Origin of the sequence: Variovorax stachyos, assembly GCF_051400855.1 — a bacterium.
Classification (GTDB): Bacteria; Pseudomonadota; Gammaproteobacteria; order Burkholderiales; family Burkholderiaceae_C; genus Variovorax.
Window position 1 is genome coordinate 323,946 of sequence record NZ_JBLFFN010000004.1, and the last position, 25,393, is coordinate 349,338.

The following is a 25,393-nucleotide window of genomic DNA, read 5'->3' on the forward strand; positions in this document are numbered from 1 at the left end:
GGAGCTGGAGCTGGAGCTGGAGCTGGAGCTGGAGCTGGAGCTGGAGCTGGAGCTGGAGCTGGAGCTGGAGCTGGAGCCGGAGCCGGAGCCGGAGCCGGAGCCGGAGCGGGCGTTGGAGTCATGCACGACTTCGCCGTGAAAGGCGCGGGGTCCGACCCGAAGAAGGCGTTGGTGCAGCTTCCGCTGCCGCTCACTGTCCGTGTGACCCAGCGCGTGTCTGCGCCGTAGCGGACCAGCGTCCCTGTCGGAACCGTGAAGCTCTCGCCTTCCTTCGCGAGCGTGGTGTATGTCGGCGCCGGTGCAGGAGCGGGAGCCGGCGCAGGTGCCGGTGCAGGTGCCGGTGCAGGTGCCGGTGCAGGTGCCGGTGCCGGTGCAGGCGCAGGTGCAGGTGCAGGTGCAGGTGCAGGTGCAGGTGCGGGTGCGGGTGCGGGTGCAGGTGCAGGCGCAGGCGCAGCACTCGCGAAGCAGGACTTCGCGGTCATCGGTGCCGGATCGGCGCCGAAGAACGTGCTGGTGCAGCTCGCGCTTCCCGCGACGGTCTTGCTGGTCCAGCGGGTGTCCGCCCCGAAGCTCACGAGGGTCGCGCTGGCCATGCTGAAGCTGCCGCCCTCGTTGGCGACCAGCTTGTCGCCGGAAGCCGGCTGGCTGCCGGGCACGACGCCCCCAACCTGCGGCGTCAGCACCTCGCACGTCTTCGCCAGGCCGGGAGCCGGATTGGCACCGAAGAACTCGTTGCTGCATGCCACGGTGCCGGACGCCGTCTTCTGCACCCAGCGGCTGCCGGTGCCATAGCGCACCGTCGTCGCCGCTGGCAGCGTGAAGCTCTGGCCCTGGTGGACCGCCTTGGCCCAACTGGCATCGACCTTCATGATCTTGGCTACCGAGGGCACGCCGGCGCTATCGATCACGAAGAGCATGTAGTAGCCGATCGGCACCGTGTTCGGCCCTTCGTTCAAGGTGATGCTCACGTTGGAGCTACCTGCCGCCTGCGTGAAGGGCAGCTCCAGGAAGCGCTGCTCGAAGTTGGTTGAATGGGTCACCGAGCCGGTGCGGACCAGCGTCACGCGCTGGATAGCCCGGCCCGATGCCACCGTGATGCCGAAGGTCGACCCCAGGTCCACGGTGGCCGGCGCCGAGTTGATCAGCGGGCGCGCCTGCTTCTGGCCGTTGCTGTCGAAGAGATAGGGCGGCGAGTAGATCTCGGCGTTGAGGTTGACCACCGGCCCTGGCGAGCCGCCGCCGACGGAGAGCACCGTGGCATCCGGAAGCAGGATCGCGGAAGAGTGATAGAGGCGCGGCTTGGCGGCCGAGGCGCCAGTCGTCCAGCCGTTGGTCTTCGGGTCCCAGATCAGGGTGGAGAAGGCGGTATCGACCAGCACGTTGTCTTCCGACGAGCCGCCGGTGACGGCGACTTTCCCATCGGCCAGCACGGTCGCCGTGCCCCAGACGCGGTTGGTGCCGGGCCCCGCGATCGGTGTGATGACCGGGGTGGCGCCGTTCACGTCGACCACCATCGCGCCGCCTTCGTCATCGACCATCATCATGCGGCCGCGGTCGAAGAGAGCCCAGGGCAGCATCCAGTCGGTGTTCCTGGGCAGCGTGCCGATGGTGTCCATCGTCTCGGCTTCGACGTCGAGGCTGTAGAGGGTGCTGCCGCTCGCAATCACGACCTTGCCGTTCGGCGCCAGGAAGCCGCGCGGGTAATACCAGTCCGCAGGCCAGTTGGCGATCTTGGACAGCGTCCGCCAGCCCGATCCGGGCGTGTAGAGCTCCGGCGGCCCGGCGCCGGCGGCGGTTTCGTCGATGCCGGCGGCGGTCAGCACCCGGCCGTCCGCCAGCGGGAACAGCGAGCCGTACCAGCGCGCGTACTGCATGGGCGTGCCGGAGGCTTTCAGTTCCAGCAGCACCGGGTCGAACAGGTTGGTGTCGCGCACGCCCAGGTTCACCGGCGTACCGTCGTTCAGGCCGCGGGTGTCGCCGCCCGCGAGCAGCACCTGGCCCGTGGTCGGCAGCATCACCTGCGCGTTGCAGAAGAGGTCGGTGCGGGTGGAATGCTGCAGCAGGCTGTGCGCGTTGGTGGCGGGGTTCCAGACGTCGTAGTAGAGCTGCGCGCCCTGGTTGCCGTCGGGGTCGGTGCCGTAGCTCATGATCTTGCCGTCCGGGGTCAGGATGGCGTGGATGGCATTGATCGGCCAACTGCTGGCGGAAGACCACTGGCCCAGCACCCCGGGCCCTGCAGAAGTGCCCGCCTGCAGCTCCGACTTCTTGCTCCTGGGGCCGTCGCCTCGGTCGATGGGCGCCGGCACGTCGCGCTCGCGGGCGCGTTCACGCTCGATGTCGAGCAGGGTGCGCACGGCGCGCCGGGGCTTGCCTGGCTTGGCCGCCGCATCGCTGCCGCTCGAGCCGGTCTGGCCACCGCTGCTGCTGCTTTGCTCCGGCGCCGCGCCCGAGGTCGCTGACAGTCCGGAGGTTGTACCGCCACCGCTGCCTCCCCCGCATCCTGCTATCAAGGCCCCCACCGAAATTGCGATCAGGGTGAGGCGAAACGAAGAAGAGGAAGAGGAGGAGGGGGAGCGCTGCGGCGGCATCTGTGATCAGGTCAGGTTTGTGAGGATATGAATGCTTTGTAGTTATATCCGCTCAAACGTAACGTCTGCCGTAAACGCGGCGCTTTCCTACGCCCCGCCGCGGCTGCGCGGAAGCGAGGGACGTTCCCTCGGTTCGGAACCGGAAGAGCTGATCCGGTTACTGACCGATGTCATTCGACTTCATCACAACCCAAGGAACGCTACATGCAACCGACATCGCTCAGCGAGAACCCGAACGCCTCGCTCTATGTGCAGACCCTGCACGAGCTCGCAGAACTGATCGGCCTCGAGCCCTCCGAGATTCTCAAGACCGCCAGCGTCGAAGCCGACGGGATGCGCTTCTACTTTCAGGACCATACGGCGGACGAAGGCCAGACGCTGAGCCTGCTGGCAGAGATCGGCGAGATTCCCTCAAGTGCCGAGCCGGAGATCCTTCGCCAGCTTCTCGAGGCCAATTCGCACCTGTCCGCGCAGTCCGGCACCTACGTGCTCATTCCGGGCACGAGCCATGCGGCATTGCGCATGCATGTTCAGCTCGAGGAGGGGGCTTCCAATGGCGAGCGTGTCCTCGATGTCCTGAAGGGCCACCTTGCCACCTGCGCAGCCGTTCGGCACCTGGGGACCCATCCGGTGTTCGAGCCCAGGGCGGACATGGCCGCTTCGGCCGCGGCTTGAGAAGGAGACATCCATGAACATTCAACAGCAATCTCGGGTCGGCTCCACCCTGTCCATGTTGGCCGTCACTGCGTCCGTGTCAGTGACGCAGACGCGAACCGCCGTCTATGCCGGCTTCATGCTGGGCTCGCGCCTTCCGGCGCCGCACAATCCAGGCAACACGGCAGGCTTCATCTCCGGTTTCGTCGCGTACAGGGCGACGGTGACGACAGTCTCGATCCATGCGAGCTATCGCTTCTCGGTCTCGTCCCAGGCTCGGCCGCAGGCAAAGGACCCTGCTCGTGCGCTGTTCGAGCGCACCCGAGAGCATCCGGCCGGCGCCATGCTCTTCGGGCAGACGGCGACGTACCAAGTCACGACCGTGTCGATGCTGTACTTCACCTATGTCTGCATGCAGGCATCCGCGCGCTCCAAGGGCATGGCGCCCCCACCGAAGCCGATGCCCATGCAAACCCCAAAGCAACTGGCAGCGGGCAATGCGCCTGCCGCTCCCGCAGCACCTTCCTTCAACCCGGTGCCGCAAGCCGCCAACGTGCCTGCACCGGCTTCGGTCCCGGCGTCTTCGGCGCCGGCTACCGAACGGCCCGGCGCAACCGTTTCGCTGAAGCCGGTTGAACCGTCAGGGAAATCGGATCCTTCCAAATGGGAGGATCTCCCGGGCTTCAACCCGAAGAGGGCCCGCTTCGAGCTTTGGGACATGGAACAAAAGAACAAGTGGCGGCCAGTTGCGTTGTCCCTGGCGGATTCCCCGACGACGGAACGCAAGGTCACTCCTCAGCAGCTCGCTCGAGATGGCTTGTCCTTTACCGCCGTGAACGAAAACAACACGGTCGAATCGATTCCGCTCGACAAAGTGAACAGCTTCAACGTCCTCAACGCGTAGGCGGCAAGATCACCGGCGGCGGAGGCGGCGAGGGCATCGTCGGCGGCGTCGGTGCGAAAGGCGGCGTCTGGACGGGCGGCACCGGCGGAATGATGACGGGTGCGCCCGGCGGCCGCCCCGGGGTGGCCGGCTGCGAAGCCGGCGGTTGCGGCGGCGTCACGGTCATGTCGACGGCCGGGCGGCCATCGGTCGCCAGCGTGCCGTTGATCGCGCGCAGGTCGTCCGGCGTCAGCGTGCCGTTGGCCTGCCGCAGCCTCAGGTTGCCCAGCAGCACGTTGTAGCGCGCCACGGCGAGGTCGCGCTTGGTCTGGTAGAGCTGGCTTTGGGCATTGAGCACGTCGATGTTGATGCGCACGCCCACCTGGTAGCCCAGGCGGTTGGCGTCGAGAGCGCTTTGGCTGGAGGCTTCCGCTGCTTCGAGCGCCTTCACCTGGCCAGCGCCGGAGACCAGGCCCAGGTAGGCCGCGCGGGTGGCCTGGGTGACGCTGCGGCGCGTGGATTCGAGCACCGAGCGCGACTGATCTTCGAGCGCCAGCGTTTCCTTCACGCGGTTCTCGATCGCGTAGCCCGCGAACAGCGGCATGCTGAAGGTGACGCCGATGGTGCCCGCATTGATGCGCGAGCGGCCGGTGGTGGTGCTGGTGCCCTGCGGATTGTTGGTGACGTTGTAGCCCAGGTTGGCATCGATGGTCGGCTTGTGGCCGGCCTGCGCCTTCTGCACCTCGAGCGATGCCACGTCCAGGCCGAGCCGCGCCTGGCGGATCGAAGGATTCACGTCCTCGGCCTGCGCCACCCAGGCGTTCATGTCGGCGGGCACCACCTCGGGCAGCTGCACCGGCGCGGCCAGTGGCACCGGCACGCTGCCGGGGCGGCCGACCAGCTGGTCGAGTGCGATCTTCTTGACCTGCAGGTCGTTCTCCGCCGCGATCTCCTGCGACACCACCAGGTCATGGCGCGCCTGCGCCTCGCGCGTGTCGGTGATGGTCGAGGTGCCGACCTCGAAGTTGCGCTTGGCAGCCGCCAGTTGCTCGGCCACCGCGGCCTTCTGTGCACGCACCAGCGACAGCGTGTCCTGCGCGGACAGCACGTCGAAATAGGCTTGGCTCACGCGCACCACGAGATCCTGGTCGGCGATGGTGAGCACCGCCTGCGCGATGTCGACCTGGCGCTTGCCCTGCTCGTAGGTGGCCCAGTTCGCGGGCCTGTAGAGCGGCTGGATGGCGTTGATGCCCGCGCTCTGCGTATTGAAGCCGCGGTTGATGCCGCCGGCCGGTGTCGTCACATCGAGCTCGGTGTGGGAGGCGCCGGCCGACAGGCCCACGCTGGGCAGGATGCCGGCCCTGGCCTGCGCGGCGCGCGCCAGGTTGGCGTCGTACTGGGCGCGGGCAGCCTGGTAGGTGGCGTCGTAGCCGCGCGCCGATTCATAGAGTTCGATCAGGCTCTGGCCGTGGGCCGGCAATGCGATCGCGGCGGCGAGGGCCGCCGTGAGGGGAAGAAGCCGGAACACGGGCATGAAGGGTCCTTGATCAGCAGGGCGGAAGCGGTGCTTCTCAGTAGCGTGGAACGGAGGGGTCGTGCTGTGTCGACCAGGCGTCGATGCCGCCGGCGACATTCGCCACCTCGGCGAAGCCGTTCTGGGCGAGGAAGGCGGCCACGCGCTGGCTGCGCGCCCCGTGGTGGCACAGGCAGGCAATGCGCTGGCCCGGGTCGAGCTCCGAGAGGCGCGCCGGAATCTCGTTCATCGGAATGACGACCAGCGTGAAGCCCTGCGGCGTGACGCTTGCGGTCTGCCGTTCCCAGGGTTCGCGCACGTCCAGCAGCACTGGTGCTGCTGCCGGATCGAGGGCGAACCAGTCGGCCAGGCGGCCTGGCGGCACTTGGTCGATCATCAGAAGACGAAGCGCGAGGGCGCCGGGAAGTTGAGCAGGCGCGGCGCGACCGTGTCCCACGGCTGCGTGATGTCCCACTTGCCTTCGCCCACGCGGGTGACGAAGTGGGCGCGCATCATCGGCTCGTCGCCCACGATCGCGGCCAGGCGGCCGCCCATCTTGAGCGAGCCCATGAGGCCCTGCGGCAGGCGCGCGACCGAGCCGCTGAGAACGATCACGTCGAAGGTCGGGCCGCTCGGCAGCGGCACCGAGCCGTCGGCGTTGCGCACCTCGACGTTGTTCACGCCATTGCGGCGCAGGTTCTCGGCGGCCACGGCGGCGAGGCCGGGGTCGATCTCCAGCGTCAGCACCTGCGCTGCGCGGTGCGCCAGCAGCGCGGCCATGAAGCCGGAGCCGCTGCCGATCTCGAGCACCGTCTCGTGCTTCTTCACGTGCAGGTCCTGCAGCATGCGGGCCTCGACCTTGGGCGAGAGCATGCACTGGCCGGGCTCCTTGCGGGTGGCGCCTTCGAGCGGGATTTCCATGTCGAAGAAGGCCAGGCTGCGATGGGCCTTGGGCACATAGTCCTCGCGCCGGATCTGCGCGAGCAGGTCGAGGACCTCGAGGTCCAGCACATCCCAGGGACGGATCTGCTGTTCGATCATGTTGAAGCGCAGGCGCTCCAGGTCGGGGTTGGGGATCATGGACTTTTTCCTCGTGCGTGTCGGGGTCGATTCAGGACAAACTTTCGATTCTAGGGGCCGGTTTTGCGATGTCCGTGTCGGTGCCTTGCACCGTCTTCGCCGCCATCGCCGGCTTCTTCTCGCCGCGCCAGATGCGCCTGGCCCACGTGGCGAGGTCGTCCATGTAGCAATAGACGACCGGCACCACCACCAGCGTCAGCAGCGACGAGGTGATCACGCCGCCGATCACGGCCTGGCCCATGGGCGCGCGCTGCTCCGAGCCCTCGCTGAGCGCGAAGGCCAGCGGCACCATGCCGAAGATCATCGCCAGCGTGGTCATCAGGATCGGGCGCAGCCGCACGCGGGCGGCCAGCAGCAGGGCCTCGGCGCGCGGCAGGCCGGGGGTGGTGCTGCCGTCGGCGGCGACCACGGGTTGGCGCGCGCGGATCGCGAAGTCCACCAGCAGGATCGCGTTCTTGGTCACCAGGCCCATCAGCATCACGATGCCGATGATCGAGAACATCGAGAGCGTGGAGCCGAAGAGCATCAGCGCCAGCACCACGCCGATCAGCGTCAGCGGGAGGGCGGTCATCAGCGCCAGCGGCTGCAGGAAGCTCTTGAACTGGCTGGCGAGGATCATGTAGATGAAGATGACCGCCAGCGCCAGTGCCGACACTGCATAGCCGAAGGACTCCTGCATGTTCTTTGTCGAACCGCTGAACTGCCAGCCGTAACCCGGTGGAAAGGCGATTTGGGCCAGCGCGGTGCGGATGTCGGCCGAGACCTCCCCGGCCGAGCGGTTCGCGACGTTGGCGTTGATGCTGACCTCGCGCGCCAGCGCGCGCCGGTTGATCTGGTTGGGCCCGGTGGTCTCGCGCACCTCGGCCACCTGCTGCAGGCGCACGATGCGGCTGGAGCCGTCGGCGTTGGCGCCCATGGCCGTGCTGACGAAGGGCAGGCGCGCCAGGTCGGCCGGCGAGTTGCGCACCTCGGGCGCGAGGCGCACGTTGACGTCGTAGGTCTGGTCGTCGGGCGCGCGCCAGTTGCCCACCGTGGTGCCGGCCACCAGGGTGCGCAGCGCGGCGGCGATCGGCGCCACGCCCAGGCCCAGGTCGGAGGCTGCGTCGCGCCGCAGCACCACGCTCACGGTCGGCTTGTTGGGCTTCTGGCTCGAGTCGAGGTCGACCAGCCCGGGGATCGGGCGAATGGCTTCCATCACCCGCTGCGTGAGCCGCTCCAGCTCCTGCAGGTCGGGGCCTTGCAGCGAGAACTCGATCTGCTTGTTGCCGCCCACCGAGTCGCGCAGGCCCACGTGGGTAACGGTGATGCCCGGCACGGTGTGCAGGCGTTCGCGCAGCACCGTCGACATCTGGTCCACGCTGCGGCTGCGCTCCTTGCGGTCGACCAGGCGCACGTAGATGCTCGCGTAGATCTTGCCCTGCGCGTCGCCGGTGTTGATGGTGCTGAGCGTGTAGCGCACCTCGGGCATCTCGCGCAGGATGCCTTCGACCTGGCGGGCCTTGGACTCGGTCACTTCCAGCGACGAGCCGACCGGGGTGTAGAAGTTGATGGCCGTTTCCGAATAGTCGGCCTTGGGTACGAACTCGGTGCCCAGCAGCGGGACCATCGTCACGCTGAGCACGAAGATGCCGATGGCCGAGAAGACCGTTGCGAGCCGGTGCGCGAGCGACCAGCGCAGGATGGACTGGTAGCCCTCGCCCAGGCGGTCGGTCGCGCGGTCGAACCAGCCGGTGACGCGGCCGATGGTCCTGTCGTAGAGGCCGGCCTTGCGCTCTCCGTGCTGCCCCTGCGCGTGGATGGCGGGGTCGTGCCACACGCTCGACAGCATCGGGTCCAGCGTGAAGCTCACGAACATCGAGATCAGCACGGCCGCCACGATGGTGATGCCGAACTCGTGGAAGAACTTGCCGATGATGCCTTCCATGAAGCCGATCGGCAGGAACACCGCGACGATGGACAGCGTGGTCGCCAGCACCGCCAGCCCGATCTCCTGCGTGCCGTCCAGCGCGGCGGCGTAGGGCGCCTTGCCCATCTGCACGTGGCGCACGATGTTCTCGCGCACCACGATCGCGTCGTCGATGAGGAGGCCGACGCACAGCGACAGCGCCATCAGCGTCACCATGTTGATGGTGAAGCCGAACATCGCCATGAACCAGAAGGTGCCGATCAACGCGATGGGCAGCGTCAGGCCGGTGATCACGGTCGAGCGCCAGGAGTTGAGGAACAGGAAGACGATCAGCACCGTGAGCAGGGCTCCCTCGAGCAGCGTCTTGCGCACGTTGTCCACGGCCACGCGGATCGGCCGCGAGGCGTCGCCGATGGGCTCGAGCTTCACGCCCGGCGGCAGCTGCGGCCGGATGTCCGCCAGCGCCTTGCGCAGGCCGTCCACCACCTTGATGGTGTTCTCGTCCTGCGCCTTCTGCACCGACAGCAGCAGCGTGCGCTGGCCGTTGTAGAGCGCGAGGCTGTCGATCTCCTGCGCGCCGTCGCTCACCCGCGCCACCTGGTCGATGCGGATCGGCGCGCCGCCCTTGCGCGCGAGGATGATGCGGCCGAAGTCCTCGGGCCGCTCCATGCGCGCATCGATCTGCACGACGCGCTCCTGCTCCAGCGAGCGCACCGCGCCCACCGGCAGTGCCTGGTTCTCGCTGCGCACCGCCTCCACCACCTGCTGCGCGCTGACGCCGAAGGCCTCCATGGCCTGCGGGTCGAGGTAGATGTTGATCTCGCGCTTGGTGCCGCCCACCAGCGTGACCGAGCCGACGCCGCGCACGTTCTCGAGGCGCTTCTTCAGCACCTGGTCGGCCCAGTTGGTGAGCTCGACGGCGCTCGGTTGAATGAATGTGGCCCCCACGCTTGCCGCTGCGCGTGCTGCGCTGCCCCCCGAGGGGGCGCTCGCGCCTTGGGGCGGCCCGGCGTCGCTCGTGCTTCCATCGGGCAACACCGCCACCGACCACACCGGCCGCGACGCCGGATCGAAGCGCAGCACGCGCGGCTCCTTCACCTCGTCGCGGAACAGCGGCCGCACCGCGGACACCTTCTCGCGCACGTCGTCGGCCGCCTTTCGCCCGTCCACGTAGAGCTGGAACTCGATGATCACCACCGACTGGCCCTCGTAGCTGCGCGAGGTCAGGGCGTTGATGCCGGCGATGGAATTGACGCCTTCCTCGACCTTCTTGGTCACCTCGCTCTCCACGATCTCGGGCGAGGCACCGGGGTATTCGGTGATCACCACCACGACCGGGAAGTCGATGTTGGGGAACTGGTCGACCTGAAGCCGCTGGTACGAGAAGATGCCCAGCACCACCAGCGCCAGCATCAGCATGGTCGCGAAGACCGGGTTCTTCAGGCTGACGCGGGTGAACCACATGGTGTCAGGGCGCCGTGGCAGGCGCCAGGCGCACGGCCGTGCCTTCGCGCAGCGGGCCGACGGTGCCGGCCACCACGGTCGCGCCCTCGTCGATGCCCTGCACCGCGACCAAGGTCTGGCCGCCGACCTGGCCGCGCGCGCCGGTCCTGACCTGGCGATGCGCGATGCGGCCTTCGATCACCATCTGCACATAAGGCGCGGGCTTGTCGATGCGCACTGCCGACAGCGGCAGCGCGAGCCCCTCGGTGCGCCCGACGTCCAGCGTGCCCTGTGCGAACAGGCCCTGGCGGAAGCCCTCGCTGCGATCCAGCCGCAGGTAGACCAGCACGCTGCGGCTGCCGGCCTGCGCGCTCGGATTGACGCGCACCACGCTCGCGCCCACGCTGCGTTCGCCGGCGGCGGGACCGGGCCCGCTGCTGCCTTCGATCTGCAGCGCCGCGCGCTGGCCCACCCGCACTGCGACCGAATCGGCCGAGGACACCGTGGCCTCGACCTCGATGCGGCTCAGGTCCACCACCTCGATCACCCGCGCATCGACCGACACGCGTTCGCCGTTCTGCGCGAAGCGCTGCGCCACCTGGCCGCTGAGGGGACTCGTGAGCACCGTGTCGCTGAGCGACTTGTGGGCCATCTCCACCGCCGCGAGCGCCGCGCGGTGCGTGGAGCGTGCGGCATTGAGGTTCGACTGCGAGGTGTCGAGCGCGGTGCGCGAGATGAAGCCCTGCTCCACCAGTGCCTTGTTGTTGTCGTAGGTGCGCTGCGCGACCTCGACCTGGGCGCGGGCGCTTTCTGCCTGTTCCTGGGCCTGGCGAACGCGCGAGTGGTATTCGGTGGGCTCGATGCGGGCGATCACCTGGCCGGCCTTCACCGTGTCGCCCTCGCGCACGGTGAGGCCCACCAGCTCGCCGGGCACGCGCGCCTTGACCAGCGCCGAATCGACCGCCCTGAGCGTGCCCGAGACCGCCAGCGTCTGCGCCAGCTCGCGCTTGGTCGCGCGCACGATGTCGGCGGCGGCCAGCTGCACGACGGTCTCGACCGGCGCACCTGCGGAGGCCGCGGCCTGCTGCGCACGGCGCGCCTCGAGCGCGCGCAGCACGCCTGCGGCGAGCAGCACGAGGGCCAGCGCCACCGCGGCCCATTTCCAGAGGCGTTTCATGGGCCCGCCTTCGGCGGCATGTTGAGGCCGTGCAATACGGTCTCGGCCTGGATCGCGAGGTACTTCTCGGGATCGATCTCGGATTCGTCGTCGACGCAGATCATGGCCGAGTGCTTCCACAGCATCAGGAAGATCATCGGCGCGATCACGGCGTAGATCGCATGGTCCACGTCCACCGGCGCGAACTCGCCGCTGTCGATGCCGCGGCGGATGATGCGCCGCAGGAGCCTGTGCCCGGGCCGCACCACTTCCTGGCGGTAGAACTCGGCGAGCTCGGGAAAGTTGCGGCCTTCGCTCAGCATCAGCTTGGTCAGCCCGGAGGCCTTGGTGGACCCCACGCGTTCCCACCAGACGCGCATGCAATAGCGCAGCATGTCGGAGGTGCTGCCCTCGAAGGCCTCGAACTCGGCGTTCCACTCGGTGAAGCGGCCGGCCAGGTTCTCGATCACCACCGCCTTGAAGAGCTCTTCCTTGCTCGGGAAGTAGAGGAAGAGGGTGCCCTTGGAGACCCCGGCGCGCGCCGCCACTTCTTCCGCGCGGGTGGCGGCGAAGCCCTTGTCGACGAAGAGATCCAGCGCCGCCTCCAGCAGCTCTCCGGGGCGCGCCTCCTTGCGGCGCTCGCGCTTGGCGCGTTCGGGGAAGAACTTGTCGCTGATGAAGCGGGAGGCGGGCATCGAATTCTTAATGACTGACGGGTTAGTAATGTAGTGAGCGCATCCGGGCCCGTCAAGCCGCCACAATGCGGGGTTCCGCCATTTCGAGCCCCACGGAGAATCCATGTCCACGCCATCACCGTACACCGAGACCATCGTGCTGGGCGGCGGCTGCTTCTGGTGCACCGAGGCGGTGTTCGACCGCGTGCAGGGGGTGCTCGACGTCGAGTCGGGCTACAGCAACGGCGAGACCGTCAAACCCAGCTACGAGCAGGTCTGCACCGGGCGCACCGGCCATGCCGAGGTGGTGAAGCTGGTTTTCGACCCGGCGCAGATCACGCTGCGCGAGATCCTCGAGATCTTCTTCGTCGTGCACGACCCGACCACCCTGAACCGCCAGGGCAACGACGTGGGCACGCAGTACCGCAGCGGCATCTACTACGTCGACGAGGCGCAGAAGCAGGTGGCCGAAGAAGTGATCCGCGAGATCGAGGCAAGCAAGACCTATCGCGCGCCGGTCGTCACCGAGGTCAAGCCGCTGGCCAACTACTCGGCGGCCGAGGCCTACCACCAGGACTATTTCCTGAACAACCCGAACCAGGGCTACTGCGCCTTCGTGGTCGGGCCCAAGGTCGAGAAGTTCCAGAAGACCTTCGCGTCGAGGGTCAAGAAGGCCTGATCCGGCCTTCCGCCCTGTTCATGCCGTTCATGCCCTCGATGCCGTCCAGGCGTTTCCGAGCCTGTCCCGCCAAGGCTCGCGCACTGATGTGCGTACTGGCGTTGGCGCTGTGGTTCGCGACCACGCTGGGCCTAGTGCACCGGACGGTCCATGGCCATGCGGGCTCGCACACGCCGAGCGTCGCGGTGGCGGTCGAGCAAGGCGATGCAGACCATGGTCCCCATGGGTTTTCAGCGCTCTTCGGCACGCACACCGACGCCGAGTGCCGGCTCTACGACCAGCTGTCCCACGGCCCGGCCGCGCTCGGCGTGCCGGCCGTGGTGCTGCCGGCCATGCTGCCGGCCGCCGTCTTCCTCTACCTCGAAGGCGAAGTACTCGCCCGCTGGGTCGCGCTGTTCGACGCGCGCGGCCCGCCTTCCGCTCGCTGAATCCGCCTTGCCGGCCGGTTGCTCTGCGCTCGCTCGCGAGCCGCGGCCGGCTTCCCATCGATTCAACGAGCTTCAAACCCATGTCATCCCTTTTCACGCGCAGCGCTGTCGGCGTTGCCGTTCTTTCCTTCGTGTCCTGCGCTGCCTGGGCGCAATCCGATGCCGCTGCGGCCGGTGGCGCCGCGCTGCCCGAAGTCACCGTCACCGGCAACCCGCTGGGTGCCACCGATCTGATCGCGCCCACCACCTCGGTGTCCGGCGACCAGCTGTTGCTGCGCGCCCAGCCCACCCTGGGCGAGACGCTGAACAACCTGCCGGGCGTCGGCAGCACCTACTTCGGACCGAACGCGAGCCGGCCCACGATTCGCGGGCAGGACGGCGATCGCATCCGCATCCTGCAGAACGGCGCCTCGGCGCCCGACGCCTCGTCGCTGAGCTACGACCACGCGGTGCCGGTCGATGCGCTGGTGACCGAGCGCATCGAGGTGCTGCGCGGCCCCTCGGCCCTGCAGTACGGCGGCAGCGCGGTCGGCGGCGTGGTCAACGTGATCGACAACCGCATCCCCACCGAGCCGCTCGACGGCTTCGGCGGCCGTGTCGATGCCGGCTACGCGACGGGCAGCCGCGAGAAGAGCGGTGGCGTCGTGCTCGAAGGCGGCACCGACCGCTATGCGCTGCATGTGGATGCCTTCAGCCGCGATGCGGACGACACCAAGGTGCCGATCGAGCTGGGCTGCGAGAACCCGCGCCGGCCCGGCCTCGCGCGCAGGATCTGCAACTCCGCCAACCGGGCGGACGGCGGCGCGATCGGGGGCACGCTGTTCTTCGGCCAGGGCTGGATCGGCGCCTCGGCCAGCACCTACCGCAGCAACTACGGCACGGTCGCGGAGGACGACGTCACCATCGACATGAAGTCCGACCGCTATGCGCTCGAGGGCGAATGGCGGCCCGGCGGCTTCTTCACGAGCATCCACGGCAAGCTCAGCCACACCGACTACCGCCACACCGAGTTCGAGGGCTGGGAACCCGGCACCGTCTTCGCCAACAAGAGCAACGACGTGCGCATCGAGGCACGGCACCGCAAGATCGGCGGCGTGGAGGGCCTGATCGGCTTCACGAGCGAGACCAACCGCTTCTCGGCCGACGGCGAGGAGGCCTTCGCGCCGCACAGCCGCACGCGCTCGAACGCGCTGTTCCTGCACGAGGAGCTGGGCACTTCGTGGGGCCGCCTGAGCTTCGGCGCCCGCACCGAGCAGGTGAAGGTGCGCTCGACGGGCTCGCCCGATCCGGATGTCACCCGCTTCGCCGTCGGCGAGCGCGACTTCCACCCGAACAGCGCGGCATTGGGTGCGCTCGTCAACCTGACGCCGCAATGGCAGCTGACCTCGAACCTGGCCTACACCGAGCGCGCGCCCAAGGACTACGAGCTCTTCGCCAACGGCCCCCACGTGGCCACCGCGGCCTGGGAGGTGGGCAACCCCGACCTGCAGAAGGAGAAGTCGGTGGGCTTCGACCTCGGCGCCCAATGGAAGTCCGGCGCCAACAACGCGCGCGTCAACGCCTATGTCACGCGCTTCCGCAACTACATCGGGCTGCAGGCCTCGGGCAATGTGCGCGACGAGGAAGGCAACATCAACCCGGGCCCGGTGGAAACCGACGAAGGGCTGGTGTTCCCCGACGTGGTCGACGAGTTCGTCTACCGGGGCGTGCGGGCGCGCTTCAGCGGCCTCGAGGCGAGCGGCAACCTGCGGCTGCTGGGCACCGACGGCTTCGCCAAGCCGGCCGATGGTTCCACCCTGGACCTGCAGTGGCGTGGCGACCTGGTGCGCGCGAAGAACACCGACACCGGCGAGCCGCTGCCGCGCATCTCGCCGGCGCGTGCGGGCGCCACGCTGGCCTACGCCAACGGTCCGTGGACCGCGCGGCTGGGCTTCGACCACTACGCAGCCCAGCGCCGCGTGCCGAGCGTGGGTGCCCGGCCGACCGATGCCTTCACGCTGTGGAACGCGGCCATCACCTACCGCATGAAGGTACAGCGCGCCAGCCTCACCTGGTATGCGCGCATCGACAACCTGACGAACAAGCTGGCTTACAGCGCGACCTCGATCCTCACCACCACGGCCTTCCCCGACGCACCGCTGCCGGGGCGCAGCCTGAAGGTGGGGTTGCGGGCGAGCTTCTGACCGAGGCTCGCGAGGGGGCGCCGCGCTGCTTCAGCGCGGCTTCTGCGGGGCGACATGCCAATGGTGCTGCTCAGGCATGGCTGGGCACGTTCGCGCGGTCCAGGACTGACAGGCTCGCGCTCAGCGGCTGCGCCGCGGGCAAGGGCGCTCGTGTTTCCGCCCGCGCTCGGGCCGGTGGGGAGCCCGGCACGCAATGGATGTCGTGCAGCTCGCGTGCCCGGGCAACCAGGACCGAGGGCGCGACCAGTTCGCGCTTGACGCCGCCGTCGAGCCGCACGCGCGTCAGCAGGCGCGTGTCCTGCCTGACCACCGGCAGCCGGCGCTCGCCGGCAAGGAACTGCCAGGCATCGAACAAGCCGCAGGTGACGACCACGCGCCGCGTGCCTTCGTGCGCTCCGGGCATCAGCACATGCGGTACGTCGGCGGCCGCCAATTCGCGCGCCGCGTCTTCGGCGGTGCCGATGCTGGCTTCGAAAGTCTGCGAATGTGCATCGGCAACGATGACTGGCCGAAACGCGGCGTCGGCCACCAGCACGGTGCCGGTCTCGAAGTTGCCATGGTTGCGCCGGAACACGATGCGAAGCCGGTTCTGCAGCGCGTGGTCGACGGCGCGGTGGTGCAGCACCTTCGCGCCCGAGGTCGACATCTGGATTGCCTGCGCATACGGCAGGCGCGGAAGCAGCGTCGCGCGGTCGACGATGTTCGGGTCGCAGGTGTGCACACCCGGCAGGTCGGAATAGATCTCCAGTTCCTCTTCGCCGAGCGCGGCAGTCAGCGCGACGGCCGAGAGGTCGGCGCTGTCCCTGCCCATCCAGGTGGTCTCGCCGCCTCGTATGGCCGCGCCTTGCCCGCCCGGCACCACGACCACCTGGTGCTGCACCAGTTTCCGCCGCAGCGCCGCGAGGTTCACCGCCTGCAGGCGGGCGCGGGTGTAGTGGATGTCGGTGCGCAGGCCGATCTGGTTGCCCATTGCCACCGTGGCGCTGATGCCATGGGCCTGGAGCGCAGCCGCGAACAGCACCGCGCCCAGGCTGTCGGCCAGCGGCATGGCCGCGTCGACCAGCCGGTCGCTCGGCCTCTGGTTCAGTGCCAGCAGTGTGTCGCGGTACTGATCGGCCAGCCCCGAGGGCGCGCTGACCACGCAGACGATGCGGTGGCGGGGTCCGCCCTCGTCGAGGCGGCGGCGCAGCCACTGGCACACCGGGCCGAAGTGTTCCCGTGTCGCGAAGGACGAGCCGTCGAACTTCATCACGGCCGTCCTGTCGCCGGAACCTGGCCGGGCCGGCGGTTCAGCCGTGGGCCATGCTCCCGTTGCGCAAGTCGTGGTAAAGCTGTGCAGCGGGTTCGGCATGGATGGCTCCGTTGAAAGACCAGGTGTCAGGACGGCTTGCGGACGCTGATGACCAGCGGCGGCCCCTCGGCGGGTGGCCGGTGGCGCGGCACGGTCGCTCTCTGCCGGCTCCGGGGCCGATTAAGCCGGCAGGCTTCGCCGCCCACAACTACCAACATTGGTAGCTAGGGTGGACCCTGATATACGGCAGGGGCGCCGCTCAGGCGCCCCGATGACGGCGCGAACGCCTTTTTCTCTTCAGCGCGGCGCGTCGCCCTTGCGGTACTCGGCGGTCAGCTCGTCGAGCCGCAGCTTGAGTGCGGGGTCGAGCGGGTAGGTGGCTGCCGCGATCGTTGCATCCAGCTGCTCCGGGCGGCTCGCGCCCAGCAGCGGTGCGGTGACCAGCGGGTTGGCCATCACCCATGCCACCGCCAAGGTCGCGAGCGGCACGCCGGCCTCATCGGCCATGGCGTGCAACTGGGCGACGGTGGCGAAGCTGCGCTCGTTCCAGTAGCGGTCCTGGTACATCGAGCCGGCGGTGCCCAGCTTGAAACGGGTGTTGTCTTCCGGCTGGGCACCGGCCTTGTACTTGCCCGTGAGCAGCCCGCCGGCCAGCGGGTTGTAGGGAATCACGCCCAGGCCTTCTTCGCCGGCGAGCGGCAGCAGCTCGCGCTCGATCTCGCGGAACAGCAGGCTGTAGCGTGGCTGCACGCACACGATGCGCGCGAGCTTGTGCAGCTCCGACACGCCGATGGCGCGCGCGAGCCGGTAGGCCAGGAAGTTCGAGACGCCGACGTAGCGCGCGCGGCCCGAGCGGACGATGGTGTCGAGCGCTTCCAGGCTCTCGTCGAGCGGCGTCGTGCGGTCGTCGCTGTGCAGCTGGTAGAGATCGACGTGGTCGGTCTGCAGGCGTGCGAGCGACGCATCGATGGCATCGAGCAGGTGCTTGCGCGAAGCGCCCTGGTCCCAGGGGTTCGGGCCGACCTTGCCGACCGCCTTCGTCGCGATGACGAAGCGTCTGCGCGCGCCCGGGCCCTTCGATTGCAGCCAGCGCCCGATGATCTCCTCGGTGCGGCCGGTGGTCTCGACCGTGCCACCGAGCGGATAGACGTCGGCGGTGTCGAGGAAATTGATGCCGGCCTCGGTCGCCTTGTCGAGGATGCTGAACGAGACCGCCTCGTCGGTCTGCAGGCCGAAGGTCATGGTGCCGAGCGCGAGGCGCGAGACGGTCAGGCCGGTGCGGCCGAGGCGCGTGGTGGGGATGCTCATGATGGTGCTGGGGAGGCGGGGAGGGAAGAGCGGGCCATCATAGTCAGGCACACGGGAACGTGCAGCGGGCGCGGGGTGTTGCGCATTCCGGCGCCTGTATGCTCCGCGCGGTGAATTCATCGGTCCTTTCGTCGCTCGTGCCCGTGGTCCTGCTCATCGGCACTGGTTTCCTGGCAGGGCGGCGGGGCTGGGTCACCGGCGGCGCGGTGCGCGACCTCTCCAACCTGATCTTCCTGCTGCTGGCGCCTGCGCTGCTCTTCCGCACCATGAGCACGGTGCAGGTGCAGCAGCTGAGGCTGGGGCCGGTGGCGGCCTACTTCCTCGCGGCCGGCCTGCTCTTCGCGGCGACGCTCCTGCTGCGCGGCTTCAACCGCAGCTCGGCCGTGATCGCGCTTGCCAACACCTTCAGCAACACCGTGATGATCGGCATTCCGCTGGTTGGCCTGGCCTACGGTCCCGAGGGCATGGTGGTGCTGCTGACGCTGATCTCGCTGCATTCGCTGGTGCTGCTGACCAGCGCGACCCTGGTGCTGGAGCTCGCGGTGGCGCGCGAGCAGGCGCGCGAGCCCGGCGGCGAGCGCGCGCCGATCCTGCGCACGCTGGGCCGTGCCTTCTACAACGCCATCGTCCATCCGGTGCCGCTGCCGATCATCGTCGGGCTGCTGTTCGCCCAGACCGGCCTGACGCTGCCCGAGTCCGTGGACAAACCCATCGCGTGGCTGGGCCAGGCCTTCGGGCCGATCGCGCTGGTGATGGTGGGCATCACGCTGGCATCAACGCCCATCGGCCACCAGTGGCGTGCGGCGCTGTCGCAGGCCTTGATCAAGAACCTCGCGCATCCGGCGCTCGTCGCGCTGCTGGGTTGGCTGCTGGGATTGCGCGGGCTGCCGCTGCAGGTGATGGTGGTGGCCGCGGCGCTGCCGATCGGCGCCAACGTGTTCCTGTTCTCGCAGCGCTACAAGACGGCGGAAGACCTGGTGACCGCGAGTGTCGCGGTGTCGACGGCGCTGGCGCTGGTCACCCTGTCGATCGTGATGGCGCTGGCGGCGTGGCTCTAGCGTGCCGCGCGAATTCGCGGTCGGACATCCGAACGCGGAGGAGGGCCCCGGATCTTGCTTCCTTCAGGGCGCCAGCCGCTCGCGCACCCACGCGCCGTCCTCGTGCCGATAGCGCAGCCGGTCGTGCAGCCGGCTCCTGCGACCCTGCCAGAACTCCCAGCGGTCGGGCACCAGCCGAAAGCCGCCCCAATGCGGCGGCCGCGGCGGGGAAAGCATGTGCTTCGCGGCGTACAGTGCCGCGTTCTTCACCAGCACGTCCCGCCCGCTGATCACCTCGCTTTGCGGGCTGGCCCAGGCGCCGATGCGCGAGTCGAGCGGGCGGCTGGCGAAGTAGGCGTCGCTCTCGGCCTCGTCGACCTTGCCGACCCGGCCCTCGATGCGCACCACGCGCTCCAGCTCGACCCAGTGGAACTGCAGCGCGGCCCACGGATTGCCGGCGAGCTCGTGGCCCTTGCGGCTGTTGTAGTTGGCGTACCAGACGATGCCGCGCGCGTCGTAGCCCTTGATCAGCACGATGCGGGTGGAAGGCCGCAGATCGCTGCCGACGGTGGCCAGGGTCATGGCGTTGGGCTCGGGCAGCTGGGCATCGATGGCCTCGGTGAGCCAGCGCTCGAACTGCAGGAGCGGGTCGGGGGCGCTGCTCGCTTCGTCCAGCTCGGCGCGCTCGTAGCTCTTTCGCAGCGCGGCCAGGGTGTCATTGGGAGAACTCATGGGACGGATTGTTGCGCATGGCCGTGCGTGGATACTGCGGGCATGGAATTGCGTCCCCCAACGGTGATCGTCCTCGCCTCCGGCCGCGGAGAGCGCTTTCTCGCTTCGGGTGGCACGGCGCACAAGCTGTCGGCCTTGCTGGGCGGGCGGCCCGTGCTGGAGCACACGCTGACGGCGGTGCGCGACAGCGGGCTGCCATGGCACCTGGAAGACGCCGGCCATCCAGGCATGGGCGATTCGATCGCGGCGGCCGTTCGCCGGACGGCGGATGCGAGCGGTTGGCTGATCCTCCCGGCGGACCTTCCGCTGGTGCAGCCCGCGACCTTGCGGCGCATCGCGGAGGCCTTGTCGCAATCCTCGTCGCAATGGCAAGCGGTGCAGCCCGTGCATGCGGGTGCGCGCGGTCATCCTGTGGGATTCGCGGCATCGAACGGTGCGGCGCTCATGGCGCTGGCGGGGCCATCGGGCGCGGCGTCCGTGCTGCGCGGCTTGCGCGCGGCGAATGCCGTGGGGGAGGTGGAGGTCGACGATCCCGGCGTCGTGACGGACATCGATACGCTGGCCGACCTCGCGCGGGCCGAGGCGCTGCTGCTGTCGCGGCGCGCCTGATCCTTCTTGCTCTCTCCCGCGACTCGACCTCGATTCAGCGCCGAGTGATCAGTGCGCAGGCGATGCGCGGGCCCGAATTGCCGGCCGGCTGCGAGGTGAAGTCGTCCCGGTCGCGGTGCACGACGAGCGCGCGGCCGACCACGTTGTTGGCGGCGCCTTCGGTCAGCGAGATCGAGTGCACGTCGACGCTGAAGCGCGCCGTGCCGCTGGCGTCGGCCACGAGGCTGGGCAGCTCGCCTGCGTGGCTGCCCGGCGCGCCGAACTTGCCGTGCGTGCCGCCGGCTGGATTGAAGTGGCCGCCCGAAGCGTTGCCGTTGTCGCCGCAGTCGCCCTTTTCATGGATGTGGAAGCCGTGTTCGGTGCCCGGCACGAAGCCGCGCACCTCGCCCGCCACGCGCACGCCGTGTTCGAGCGCGGTGAAGGTCACGTTGCCGGTGGTCGGGTTGGGTGAGATCGCCCCGGTCGGCTGCAGCCTGGCGACGGCGCTCGCCTTCCCTCCCAGAGTGCCGCAGCCCGCCAGCAGGCTGGCTGCTGTCGCGATGGCAAGGGTGGGGATGATGAGGCGAGGGGACATGACTACTCCTTGGTTGAAGATTCGGATGAAGAAGCCGCAGGGTATACCGGAGCCGCCGGTCCACCGCAATCGGGCGGTGTCGACAGCTGGTGTGCTGCCGCGCTCGCTTCTGCCAGTTTGACCAGGCGCGCCAGCGCCGCGTCGTGGATCGAGTGGCGCCGCAGCTCCAGAAAGGTCTGCTGCGCGTAGTCCAGCGAGCTGCCGTAGCGGCCGACCGCGTTGGCGAAGATGTGGCGGTAGCGCTCGTCGTCAAGGGTGCCGGTGAAATTCGGGCTGCGCCGCGACAGCGTGAAGGCCAGCGCCCGGACCGAGCCGTGCGCGGTCTTGCAATCGAGCCACCTCGGGTCGTAGACGCCGGTCGGCATCTCGCGCAGCCACAACCGGCCCAGCGTCTCCAGGCCGTCCGCCGCCGGCACGCGAAACACCATGCCGCGGCAGCTGCCGCCCGAAAGCAGGCCGAACACCAGGCCCGGGGTCTCGACCGTGCCGCGGTTGACGCGGCTCCACATCTTGAGCGCCCGGTGCCAGCCATGCACCCGCGCGGGATGGCGCTCGATGAAGCCGAACTCCGGACGCCAGATCAGCGAGCCGTAGCCGAACACCCAGAGATCCTCGTGGCCGCCCCATTCGTCGATCACGCGATCGAGCATCGGTTTCGGGTCGCGCAGGGGCTTGGGCATGGGGTCCAGGCCCGGCGGACCGGGATTGCCTTCGGGCTGCAACGCAGCCGCGCCTAGAATTTCGCCGTCATGGTTCACCGCACCATTATTTACCGACCCCTCAGTTACGGAGATCGACCGATGTCAGCAGTCGCGGACGACGAGAGCCAGCAGAACTTCATTCTTGCGTTCGTGCTGGGGTTGATCGCCATGGTGATCATGTTCGTGATCGGCATCGCGCTCTACAGCCACAACCAGAGGGCGCGCCCGGCAACGGCCATGGCCGCCGCGCCGGCGACGACCGTGGCCCTGGTGACCGAGACCGTGTCGGTGGTGATCCCCGACGGCGCCAGCATCCGCGTCGTGGGCGACACGGTGAACTTCTATTTCGCGACCGGCAGCGCCGACCTCGCGCCGCGCGCGGCCGAGGCGCTCGCCGCGGTGATCAAGGGCGTGGAAGCGGGCCGGAAGGCGGTGGTCTCGGGTTTTCACGACACCACCGGCGACCCGGCCCTCAACGAGCAACTCGCCCGCAGGCGCGCCGAGATGGTGCGCGATGTCCTCACCGGCCTGGGCGTGCCGGCCGCGAAGATCGACCTGCAGCAGCCGGCCGTGACCGCCGGCTCGGGCAGCGATGCGCAGGCGCGCCGCGTCGAAGTCAAGCTGGTCGACTGAAGGCGACTTCGCGATGCAGATTTAAGCCCGGCGCATCCGGGCTTTTTCATTCGGGCTTGTTACCATCGTTTTTCGGGCCGCTCGTCCGCTGCGGCCTTTCCCTGGCAGAGCGACATACCCATGACCCCACACCCCACCGTCCGCGATGTCACCGAACGCATCCGTGCGCGCAGCCGTGACATGCGAAGCGCCTACCTCCAGCGACTGACCGAGATGCGCCAGCGCGACCGCGGCTCCGACCGCATGGGTTGCGCCAACGTGGCCCACGCGGTGGCCGGCATCCCGGCGTCCGACAAGATCAAGGTCGTGGCCGAGCGTGCGCCCAACATCGGCATCGTCACCGCCTACAACGACATGCTCTCGGCGCACGCGCCGTACGCGACCTATCCCGACATCCTCAAGCACGAGGCCCGCCGCCTCGGCGCCACCGCACAGGTGGCGGGCGGCGTGCCCGCGATGTGCGACGGCGTGACGCAGGGAACGCCGGGCATGGAGCTGAGCCTGTTCAGCCGCGACGTGATCGCGATGGGCACGGCCGTGGCGCTGACACACGACATGTTCGACGCGGCGCTGCTGCTCGGCATCTGCGACAAGATCGTGCCGGGGCTGCTCATCGGCGCGCTGCACTTCGGCCACCTGCCCATGGTGTTCGTGCCCGGCGGCCCCATGCCCTCGGGCCTGTCGAACAGCGCCAAGGCCAAGGTGCGCGAGCAGGCAGCGCAGGGGCTGGTCGGCCGCCAGGGCCTGCTCGAAGCGGAAATGCAGGCCTACCATACCCAGGGCACCTGCACCTTCTACGGCACTGCCAACAGCAACCAGATGCTCATGGAAGCGATGGGCCTGCATGTGCCGGGCGCCGCGTTCATCCAGCCCGGCGATGCGACGCGAGAGGCGCTCACGCGCGAGGCGGTGCGCACGGTGCTGGGCCGCGCGGCGGACCGGGCCTACGCGGTTCCGCCGATCGGCGAGCTGGTCGACGAGCGCTGCATCGTCAACGCGATGGCCGCGCTGCTCGCCACCGGCGGCTCGACCAACCACCTCATCCACTGGGTCGCGGTCGCGCGCGCGGCCGGCATCCTGATCGACTGGAACGACTTCTCCGACCTCTCCGAAGTCGTGCCGCTGCTCACGCGTGTCTATCCCAACGGCAGCGCCGACGTGAACGAGTTCCAGGCCGCAGGCGGCCCGGGCTTCGTGATCGGCGAGCTGCTCGACGCCGGCCTGATGCATGCGGACGTGCTCACGGTGCGCATCGGCGGCCTGCGCGAGTACGCGAACATCCCGAGCCTGGCCGCTGCGCCGTCGGAGGAACACGCACTGCAGTGGCATCCGGCCGCGCCCTCGAAGAACGAGGCCGTGGCGCGCCCGGCCTCGGCGCCCTTCAGCCCCACCGGCGGCCTGAAGCTGCTGAACGGCAACCTGGGCCGCAGCGTGATCAAGGTGTCCTCCGTACCTGACGACCGGCATGTCATCGAGGCGCCCGCGCGGGTCTTCGATTCGCAAGCCGCGCTGCAGCAGGCCTTCAGTGCCGGCGAGCTGGAGCGCGACGTGGTCTGCGTGGTGCGCTGGCAGGGCCCACAGGCCAACGGCATGCCCGAGCTGCACAAGCTCACGCCGCCCCTGTCGGTGCTGCAGGGCAAGGGCTTCCGCGTGGCGCTGGTCACCGACGGCCGCATGAGCGGCGCTTCGGGCAAGGTGCCGGCGGCGATCCACGTCTCGCCGGAAGCTGCCGCGGGCGGCCCGCTCGCCAAGGTGCGCGATGGCGACCTGATCCGCCTCGATGCGGTGGCCGGCACGCTGGCCGTGCTGTTGCCGGCCGACGAGTGGGCCGAAAGAGAAACCGCGACCATGCCCGACCCGCTGCGCACCGACAACGGACACGGCCTCGGCCGCGACCTGTTCGCCGGCATGCGCCGCAATGCCTTGACCGCCGAAGAAGGAGCCTGCACATGGCTGTAGAAACGAAGACCCTCACCGCCATCGAGGTGATGCGCGATGCGCCCGTGATTCCCGTGATCGTGCTGCACGACGTCAAGGACGCGGTGCCCCTGGCGCGTGCGCTGGTGGCTGGGGGCATCCGCATGCTCGAGGTGACGCTGCGCACGCGCGAGGCCCTCGAATGCATCGAGATCATCGCCAAGGAAGTGCCCGATGCGGTGCCCGGGGCCGGCACCATCCGCAGCGCGGCCGATGCGCAGGCTTCGGCGCTGGCCGGCGCCAGGTTCGGCGTGAGTCCGGGCTACACGCGCGCAGTCGGCAAGGCCTGCCACGACCTCGGCCTGCCGCTGCTGCCCGGCGTGGCGACCGGCAGCGAGATCATGCTGGCCGAGGAGGATGGCTTCACCGAGCTCAAGTTCTTCCCCGCCGTGCAGGCCGGAGGGCTTGCCATGCTCAAGGCCTGGCAAGGTCCCTTCTCCGAGGTGAAGTTCTGCCCCACGGGCGGCATCACCGCGGCCAACGCGCACGAGTTCCTGTCGCTTCCCAACGTGGCCTGCGTGGGCGGCTCGTGGATCGTGCCCACGGACGCGATTGCCGCGGGAGACTGGGGCCGCATCGAGGCGCTGGCACGCGAGGCCAGCCAGTTGGCGCGATGAGCGGCTACTGCGATCCGGGCGATCTCAAGGTCATCGCCTTCGACGTCTTCGGCACCGTGGTCGATTGGCACGGCGGCATTGCCGCCGAAGCCGAGCGCCTGCTGCCCGGCATCGACGGCAGCGCTTTTGCGCTGGCATGGCGCGCCGGCTACCAGCCGGCGATGAAGAGCGTGATGGAGCGACTGGCAGCGGGCGAGGGCGGCTTCACGCTGCTGGACGAGCTGCACATGGGCATCCTCGAAGGCGTGCTGCGCGACTTCGGTGTCGAGCAGCTCGACGCTGTGCGCAAGCGCGAGCTCAACAAGGCCTGGCACCGGCTGCCGGCCTGGCCCGACGCCGTCAATGGCCTGGCGCGGCTCAAGCGCAAGTACATCGTCTGCACGCTGTCCAACGGCAACATCGGGTTGCTGACCGAGATGGCCAAGAACGCGGGCCTGCCCTGGGACTGCGTGCTGTCGGCCGAGGTCTTCAAGGCCTACAAGCCCGATCCGCGCACCTACCTCGGCGTGGCCGCGGTGTTCGACGTGACGCCCAGCCAGGTCATGCTGGCGGCGGCGCACCACGACGACCTGGCCGCGGCGCGCGGCTGCGGGCTGTGCACCGGCTACATCGAGCGTCCGTCGGAGTTCGGGCCGGGGCTTCCCAAGGACGTCTCGCCGCGCGCCGACAACACCCTGCATGCGCGCGACATCGGGGCGCTGGCGGACCTGCTGGGCTGCTGACTAAA

At 69.0% G+C, this 25,393-nt stretch carries 23 protein-coding genes; 11 read left to right on the forward strand and 12 right to left on the reverse strand.

The window, feature by feature from the left end; all coding sequences use genetic code 11:
- The coding region (locus ACMGEZ_RS09690) for a galactose oxidase early set domain-containing protein (protein ID WP_436822052.1) at positions 1 to 2,354 on the reverse strand (2,354 nt) is incomplete at its 3' end.
- A gap of 438 nt (positions 2,355 to 2,792) precedes the next feature.
- On the opposite strand from ACMGEZ_RS09690, the gene ACMGEZ_RS09695 reads away from it, so the two are divergent.
- Entirely contained in the window at positions 2,793 to 3,263 is a 471-nt protein-coding gene (locus ACMGEZ_RS09695) for a CesT family type III secretion system chaperone (protein ID WP_436822053.1), read from the forward strand.
- Positions 3,264 to 3,276: 13 nt separating this feature from the next.
- Entirely contained in the window at positions 3,277 to 4,146 is an 870-nt protein-coding gene (locus ACMGEZ_RS09700) for a hypothetical protein (RefSeq protein WP_436822054.1), read from the forward strand.
- Here the strand turns inward: ACMGEZ_RS09700 and ACMGEZ_RS09705 are convergent.
- Genes ACMGEZ_RS09705 through ACMGEZ_RS09730 form a run of 6 tightly spaced genes read right to left on the reverse strand, consistent with a single transcriptional unit; the run spans position 4,136 to position 11,918 of the window.
- Positions 4,136 to 5,659, reverse strand: a complete 1,524-nt coding sequence (locus ACMGEZ_RS09705) for a TolC family outer membrane protein (RefSeq protein WP_436822055.1) — start codon at positions 5,657 to 5,659, stop codon at positions 4,136 to 4,138. The two genes, ACMGEZ_RS09700 and ACMGEZ_RS09705, sit on opposite strands and share 11 nt — an antisense overlap.
- A 37-nt stretch (positions 5,660 to 5,696) precedes the next feature.
- The gene (locus ACMGEZ_RS09710) at positions 5,697 to 6,035 is read right to left on the reverse strand and encodes a rhodanese-like domain-containing protein (protein WP_436822056.1); all 339 of its coding nucleotides are present in this window, start codon (positions 6,033 to 6,035) and stop codon (positions 5,697 to 5,699) included.
- The gene (locus ACMGEZ_RS09715; protein WP_436822057.1) at positions 6,035 to 6,718 is read right to left on the reverse strand and encodes a protein-L-isoaspartate O-methyltransferase family protein; all 684 of its coding nucleotides are present in this window, start codon (positions 6,716 to 6,718) and stop codon (positions 6,035 to 6,037) included. The genes ACMGEZ_RS09710 and ACMGEZ_RS09715 overlap by 1 nt, the downstream gene beginning before the upstream one ends.
- Positions 6,719 to 6,749: 31 nt before the next feature.
- Positions 6,750 to 10,088, reverse strand: coding sequence for an efflux RND transporter permease subunit (locus tag ACMGEZ_RS09720; protein WP_436822058.1), 3,339 nt, complete (start codon positions 10,086 to 10,088; stop codon positions 6,750 to 6,752).
- Positions 10,089 to 10,092: 4 nt separating this feature from the next.
- Positions 10,093 to 11,244 (reverse strand): efflux RND transporter periplasmic adaptor subunit, encoded by a 1,152-nt coding sequence (locus tag ACMGEZ_RS09725; protein ID WP_436822059.1) that lies wholly within the window; start codon positions 11,242 to 11,244, stop codon positions 10,093 to 10,095.
- Positions 11,241 to 11,918 carry a TetR/AcrR family transcriptional regulator gene (locus ACMGEZ_RS09730; protein WP_436822060.1) on the reverse strand — a complete coding sequence of 226 codons (678 nt, stop codon included), beginning with the start codon at positions 11,916 to 11,918 and terminating at the stop codon, positions 11,241 to 11,243. The genes ACMGEZ_RS09725 and ACMGEZ_RS09730 overlap by 4 nt, the downstream gene beginning before the upstream one ends.
- Positions 11,919 to 12,021: 103 nt before the next feature.
- Here ACMGEZ_RS09730 and msrA point away from each other — a divergent pair, with 103 nt between their 5' ends.
- The 3 genes from msrA to ACMGEZ_RS09745 all read left to right on the forward strand — a co-directional run bounded on the left by msrA (position 12,022) and on the right by ACMGEZ_RS09745 (position 15,187).
- Positions 12,022 to 12,576 (forward strand): peptide-methionine (S)-S-oxide reductase MsrA, encoded by a 555-nt coding sequence (gene msrA, locus ACMGEZ_RS09735; RefSeq protein WP_436822061.1) that lies wholly within the window; start codon positions 12,022 to 12,024, stop codon positions 12,574 to 12,576.
- A 20-nt stretch (positions 12,577 to 12,596) separates the two neighbouring features.
- Positions 12,597 to 13,004, forward strand: a complete 408-nt coding sequence (locus ACMGEZ_RS09740) for a hypothetical protein (protein ID WP_436822062.1) — start codon at positions 12,597 to 12,599, stop codon at positions 13,002 to 13,004.
- 80 nt (positions 13,005 to 13,084) lie between these two features.
- Complete coding sequence (locus tag ACMGEZ_RS09745) at positions 13,085 to 15,187, forward strand: TonB-dependent receptor (protein WP_436822063.1); 2,103 nt, start codon at positions 13,085 to 13,087, stop codon at positions 15,185 to 15,187.
- 70 nt (positions 15,188 to 15,257) lie between these two features.
- Here ACMGEZ_RS09745 and ACMGEZ_RS09750 read toward each other — a convergent pair whose 3' ends face one another.
- Together ACMGEZ_RS09750 and ACMGEZ_RS09755 are read right to left on the reverse strand one after the other, a co-directional pair.
- On the reverse strand, positions 15,258 to 16,436 hold the full coding sequence (locus tag ACMGEZ_RS09750; RefSeq protein ID WP_436822190.1) for an amino acid kinase family protein: 1,179 nt from the start codon (positions 16,434 to 16,436) through the stop codon (positions 15,258 to 15,260).
- A gap of 339 nt (positions 16,437 to 16,775) precedes the next feature.
- Positions 16,776 to 17,786, reverse strand: coding sequence for an aldo/keto reductase (locus ACMGEZ_RS09755; protein WP_436822064.1), 1,011 nt, complete (start codon positions 17,784 to 17,786; stop codon positions 16,776 to 16,778).
- Between the two features lie 110 nt (positions 17,787 to 17,896).
- Between ACMGEZ_RS09755 and ACMGEZ_RS09760 the strand changes: the two genes are divergently transcribed.
- On the forward strand, positions 17,897 to 18,844 hold the full coding sequence (locus ACMGEZ_RS09760) for an AEC family transporter (protein WP_436822065.1): 948 nt from the start codon (positions 17,897 to 17,899) through the stop codon (positions 18,842 to 18,844).
- A 63-nt stretch (positions 18,845 to 18,907) separates the two neighbouring features.
- Here the strand turns inward: ACMGEZ_RS09760 and pdxH are convergent, their stop codons facing one another.
- Complete coding sequence (pdxH, locus tag ACMGEZ_RS09765; RefSeq protein ID WP_436822066.1) at positions 18,908 to 19,555, reverse strand: pyridoxamine 5'-phosphate oxidase; 648 nt, start codon at positions 19,553 to 19,555, stop codon at positions 18,908 to 18,910.
- 42 nt (positions 19,556 to 19,597) lie between these two features.
- Between pdxH and ACMGEZ_RS09770 the strand changes: the two genes are divergently transcribed.
- On the forward strand, positions 19,598 to 20,164 hold the full coding sequence (locus tag ACMGEZ_RS09770; protein ID WP_436822067.1) for a nucleotidyltransferase family protein: 567 nt from the start codon (positions 19,598 to 19,600) through the stop codon (positions 20,162 to 20,164).
- A gap of 34 nt (positions 20,165 to 20,198) precedes the next feature.
- On the opposite strand, the gene ACMGEZ_RS09775 is transcribed toward ACMGEZ_RS09770, so the two are convergent.
- Together ACMGEZ_RS09775 and ACMGEZ_RS09780 are read right to left on the reverse strand one after the other, a co-directional pair.
- Entirely contained in the window at positions 20,199 to 20,738 is a 540-nt protein-coding gene (locus ACMGEZ_RS09775) for a superoxide dismutase family protein (protein WP_436822068.1), read from the reverse strand.
- A 2-nt stretch (positions 20,739 to 20,740) separates the two neighbouring features.
- The gene (locus ACMGEZ_RS09780) at positions 20,741 to 21,418 is read right to left on the reverse strand and encodes a gamma-glutamylcyclotransferase (protein ID WP_436822069.1); all 678 of its coding nucleotides are present in this window, start codon (positions 21,416 to 21,418) and stop codon (positions 20,741 to 20,743) included.
- A 120-nt stretch (positions 21,419 to 21,538) separates the two neighbouring features.
- Between ACMGEZ_RS09780 and ACMGEZ_RS09785 the strand changes: the two genes are divergently transcribed.
- The 4 genes from ACMGEZ_RS09785 (at position 21,539) to ACMGEZ_RS09800 (ending at position 25,388) form a co-directional block, all read left to right on the forward strand.
- Positions 21,539 to 22,072, forward strand: a complete 534-nt coding sequence (locus ACMGEZ_RS09785) for an OmpA family protein (protein WP_436822070.1) — start codon at positions 21,539 to 21,541, stop codon at positions 22,070 to 22,072.
- Positions 22,073 to 22,192: 120 nt separating this feature from the next.
- Positions 22,193 to 24,031 (forward strand): phosphogluconate dehydratase, encoded by a 1,839-nt coding sequence (gene edd, locus ACMGEZ_RS09790; protein ID WP_436822071.1) that lies wholly within the window; start codon positions 22,193 to 22,195, stop codon positions 24,029 to 24,031.
- Entirely contained in the window at positions 24,022 to 24,666 is a 645-nt protein-coding gene (eda, locus tag ACMGEZ_RS09795; protein ID WP_436822072.1) for a bifunctional 4-hydroxy-2-oxoglutarate aldolase/2-dehydro-3-deoxy-phosphogluconate aldolase, read from the forward strand. The genes edd and eda overlap by 10 nt, the downstream gene beginning before the upstream one ends.
- Positions 24,663 to 25,388, forward strand: a complete 726-nt coding sequence (locus ACMGEZ_RS09800) for a haloacid dehalogenase type II (protein WP_436822073.1) — start codon at positions 24,663 to 24,665, stop codon at positions 25,386 to 25,388. Before eda ends, ACMGEZ_RS09800 begins: the two co-directional genes overlap by 4 nt.
- The last annotated feature ends 5 nt before the right edge of the window (positions 25,389 to 25,393 follow it).

What these genes read in the sequence shown, in the direction of transcription:
- ACMGEZ_RS09740 (WP_436822062.1), top strand. Translation starts at nt 12,597, where the DNA reads ATGCCGTTCATGCCCTCGATGCCGTCCAGGCGTTTCCGAGCCTGTCCC.
- ACMGEZ_RS09785 (WP_436822070.1), top strand. Translation starts at nt 21,539, where the DNA reads ATGTCAGCAGTCGCGGACGACGAGAGCCAGCAGAACTTCATTCTTGCG.
- ACMGEZ_RS09695 (WP_436822053.1), top strand. Translation starts at nt 2,793, where the DNA reads ATGCAACCGACATCGCTCAGCGAGAACCCGAACGCCTCGCTCTATGTG.
- ACMGEZ_RS09745 (WP_436822063.1), top strand. Translation starts at nt 13,085, where the DNA reads ATGTCATCCCTTTTCACGCGCAGCGCTGTCGGCGTTGCCGTTCTTTCC.
- ACMGEZ_RS09780 (WP_436822069.1), bottom strand. Translation starts at nt 21,418, where the DNA reads ATGCCCAAGCCCCTGCGCGACCCGAAACCGATGCTCGATCGCGTGATC.
- pdxH (WP_436822066.1), bottom strand. Translation starts at nt 19,555, where the DNA reads ATGAGTTCTCCCAATGACACCCTGGCCGCGCTGCGAAAGAGCTACGAG.
- ACMGEZ_RS09715 (WP_436822057.1), bottom strand. Translation starts at nt 6,718, where the DNA reads ATGATCCCCAACCCCGACCTGGAGCGCCTGCGCTTCAACATGATCGAA.
- ACMGEZ_RS09720 (WP_436822058.1), bottom strand. Translation starts at nt 10,088, where the DNA reads ATGTGGTTCACCCGCGTCAGCCTGAAGAACCCGGTCTTCGCGACCATG.
- ACMGEZ_RS09725 (WP_436822059.1), bottom strand. Translation starts at nt 11,244, where the DNA reads ATGAAACGCCTCTGGAAATGGGCCGCGGTGGCGCTGGCCCTCGTGCTG.
- ACMGEZ_RS09710 (WP_436822056.1), bottom strand. Translation starts at nt 6,035, where the DNA reads ATGATCGACCAAGTGCCGCCAGGCCGCCTGGCCGACTGGTTCGCCCTC.
- ACMGEZ_RS09705 (WP_436822055.1), bottom strand. Translation starts at nt 5,659, where the DNA reads ATGCCCGTGTTCCGGCTTCTTCCCCTCACGGCGGCCCTCGCCGCCGCG.
- ACMGEZ_RS09775 (WP_436822068.1), bottom strand. Translation starts at nt 20,738, where the DNA reads ATGTCCCCTCGCCTCATCATCCCCACCCTTGCCATCGCGACAGCAGCC.
- edd (WP_436822071.1), top strand. Translation starts at nt 22,193, where the DNA reads ATGACCCCACACCCCACCGTCCGCGATGTCACCGAACGCATCCGTGCG.
- ACMGEZ_RS09750 (WP_436822190.1), bottom strand. Translation starts at nt 16,436, where the DNA reads ATGAAGTTCGACGGCTCGTCCTTCGCGACACGGGAACACTTCGGCCCG.
- ACMGEZ_RS09770 (WP_436822067.1), top strand. Translation starts at nt 19,598, where the DNA reads ATGGAATTGCGTCCCCCAACGGTGATCGTCCTCGCCTCCGGCCGCGGA.
- msrA (WP_436822061.1), top strand. Translation starts at nt 12,022, where the DNA reads ATGTCCACGCCATCACCGTACACCGAGACCATCGTGCTGGGCGGCGGC.
- ACMGEZ_RS09700 (WP_436822054.1), top strand. Translation starts at nt 3,277, where the DNA reads ATGAACATTCAACAGCAATCTCGGGTCGGCTCCACCCTGTCCATGTTG.
- ACMGEZ_RS09755 (WP_436822064.1), bottom strand. Translation starts at nt 17,786, where the DNA reads ATGAGCATCCCCACCACGCGCCTCGGCCGCACCGGCCTGACCGTCTCG.
- ACMGEZ_RS09730 (WP_436822060.1), bottom strand. Translation starts at nt 11,918, where the DNA reads ATGCCCGCCTCCCGCTTCATCAGCGACAAGTTCTTCCCCGAACGCGCC.
- ACMGEZ_RS09800 (WP_436822073.1), top strand. Translation starts at nt 24,663, where the DNA reads ATGAGCGGCTACTGCGATCCGGGCGATCTCAAGGTCATCGCCTTCGAC.
- eda (WP_436822072.1), top strand. Translation starts at nt 24,022, where the DNA reads ATGGCTGTAGAAACGAAGACCCTCACCGCCATCGAGGTGATGCGCGAT.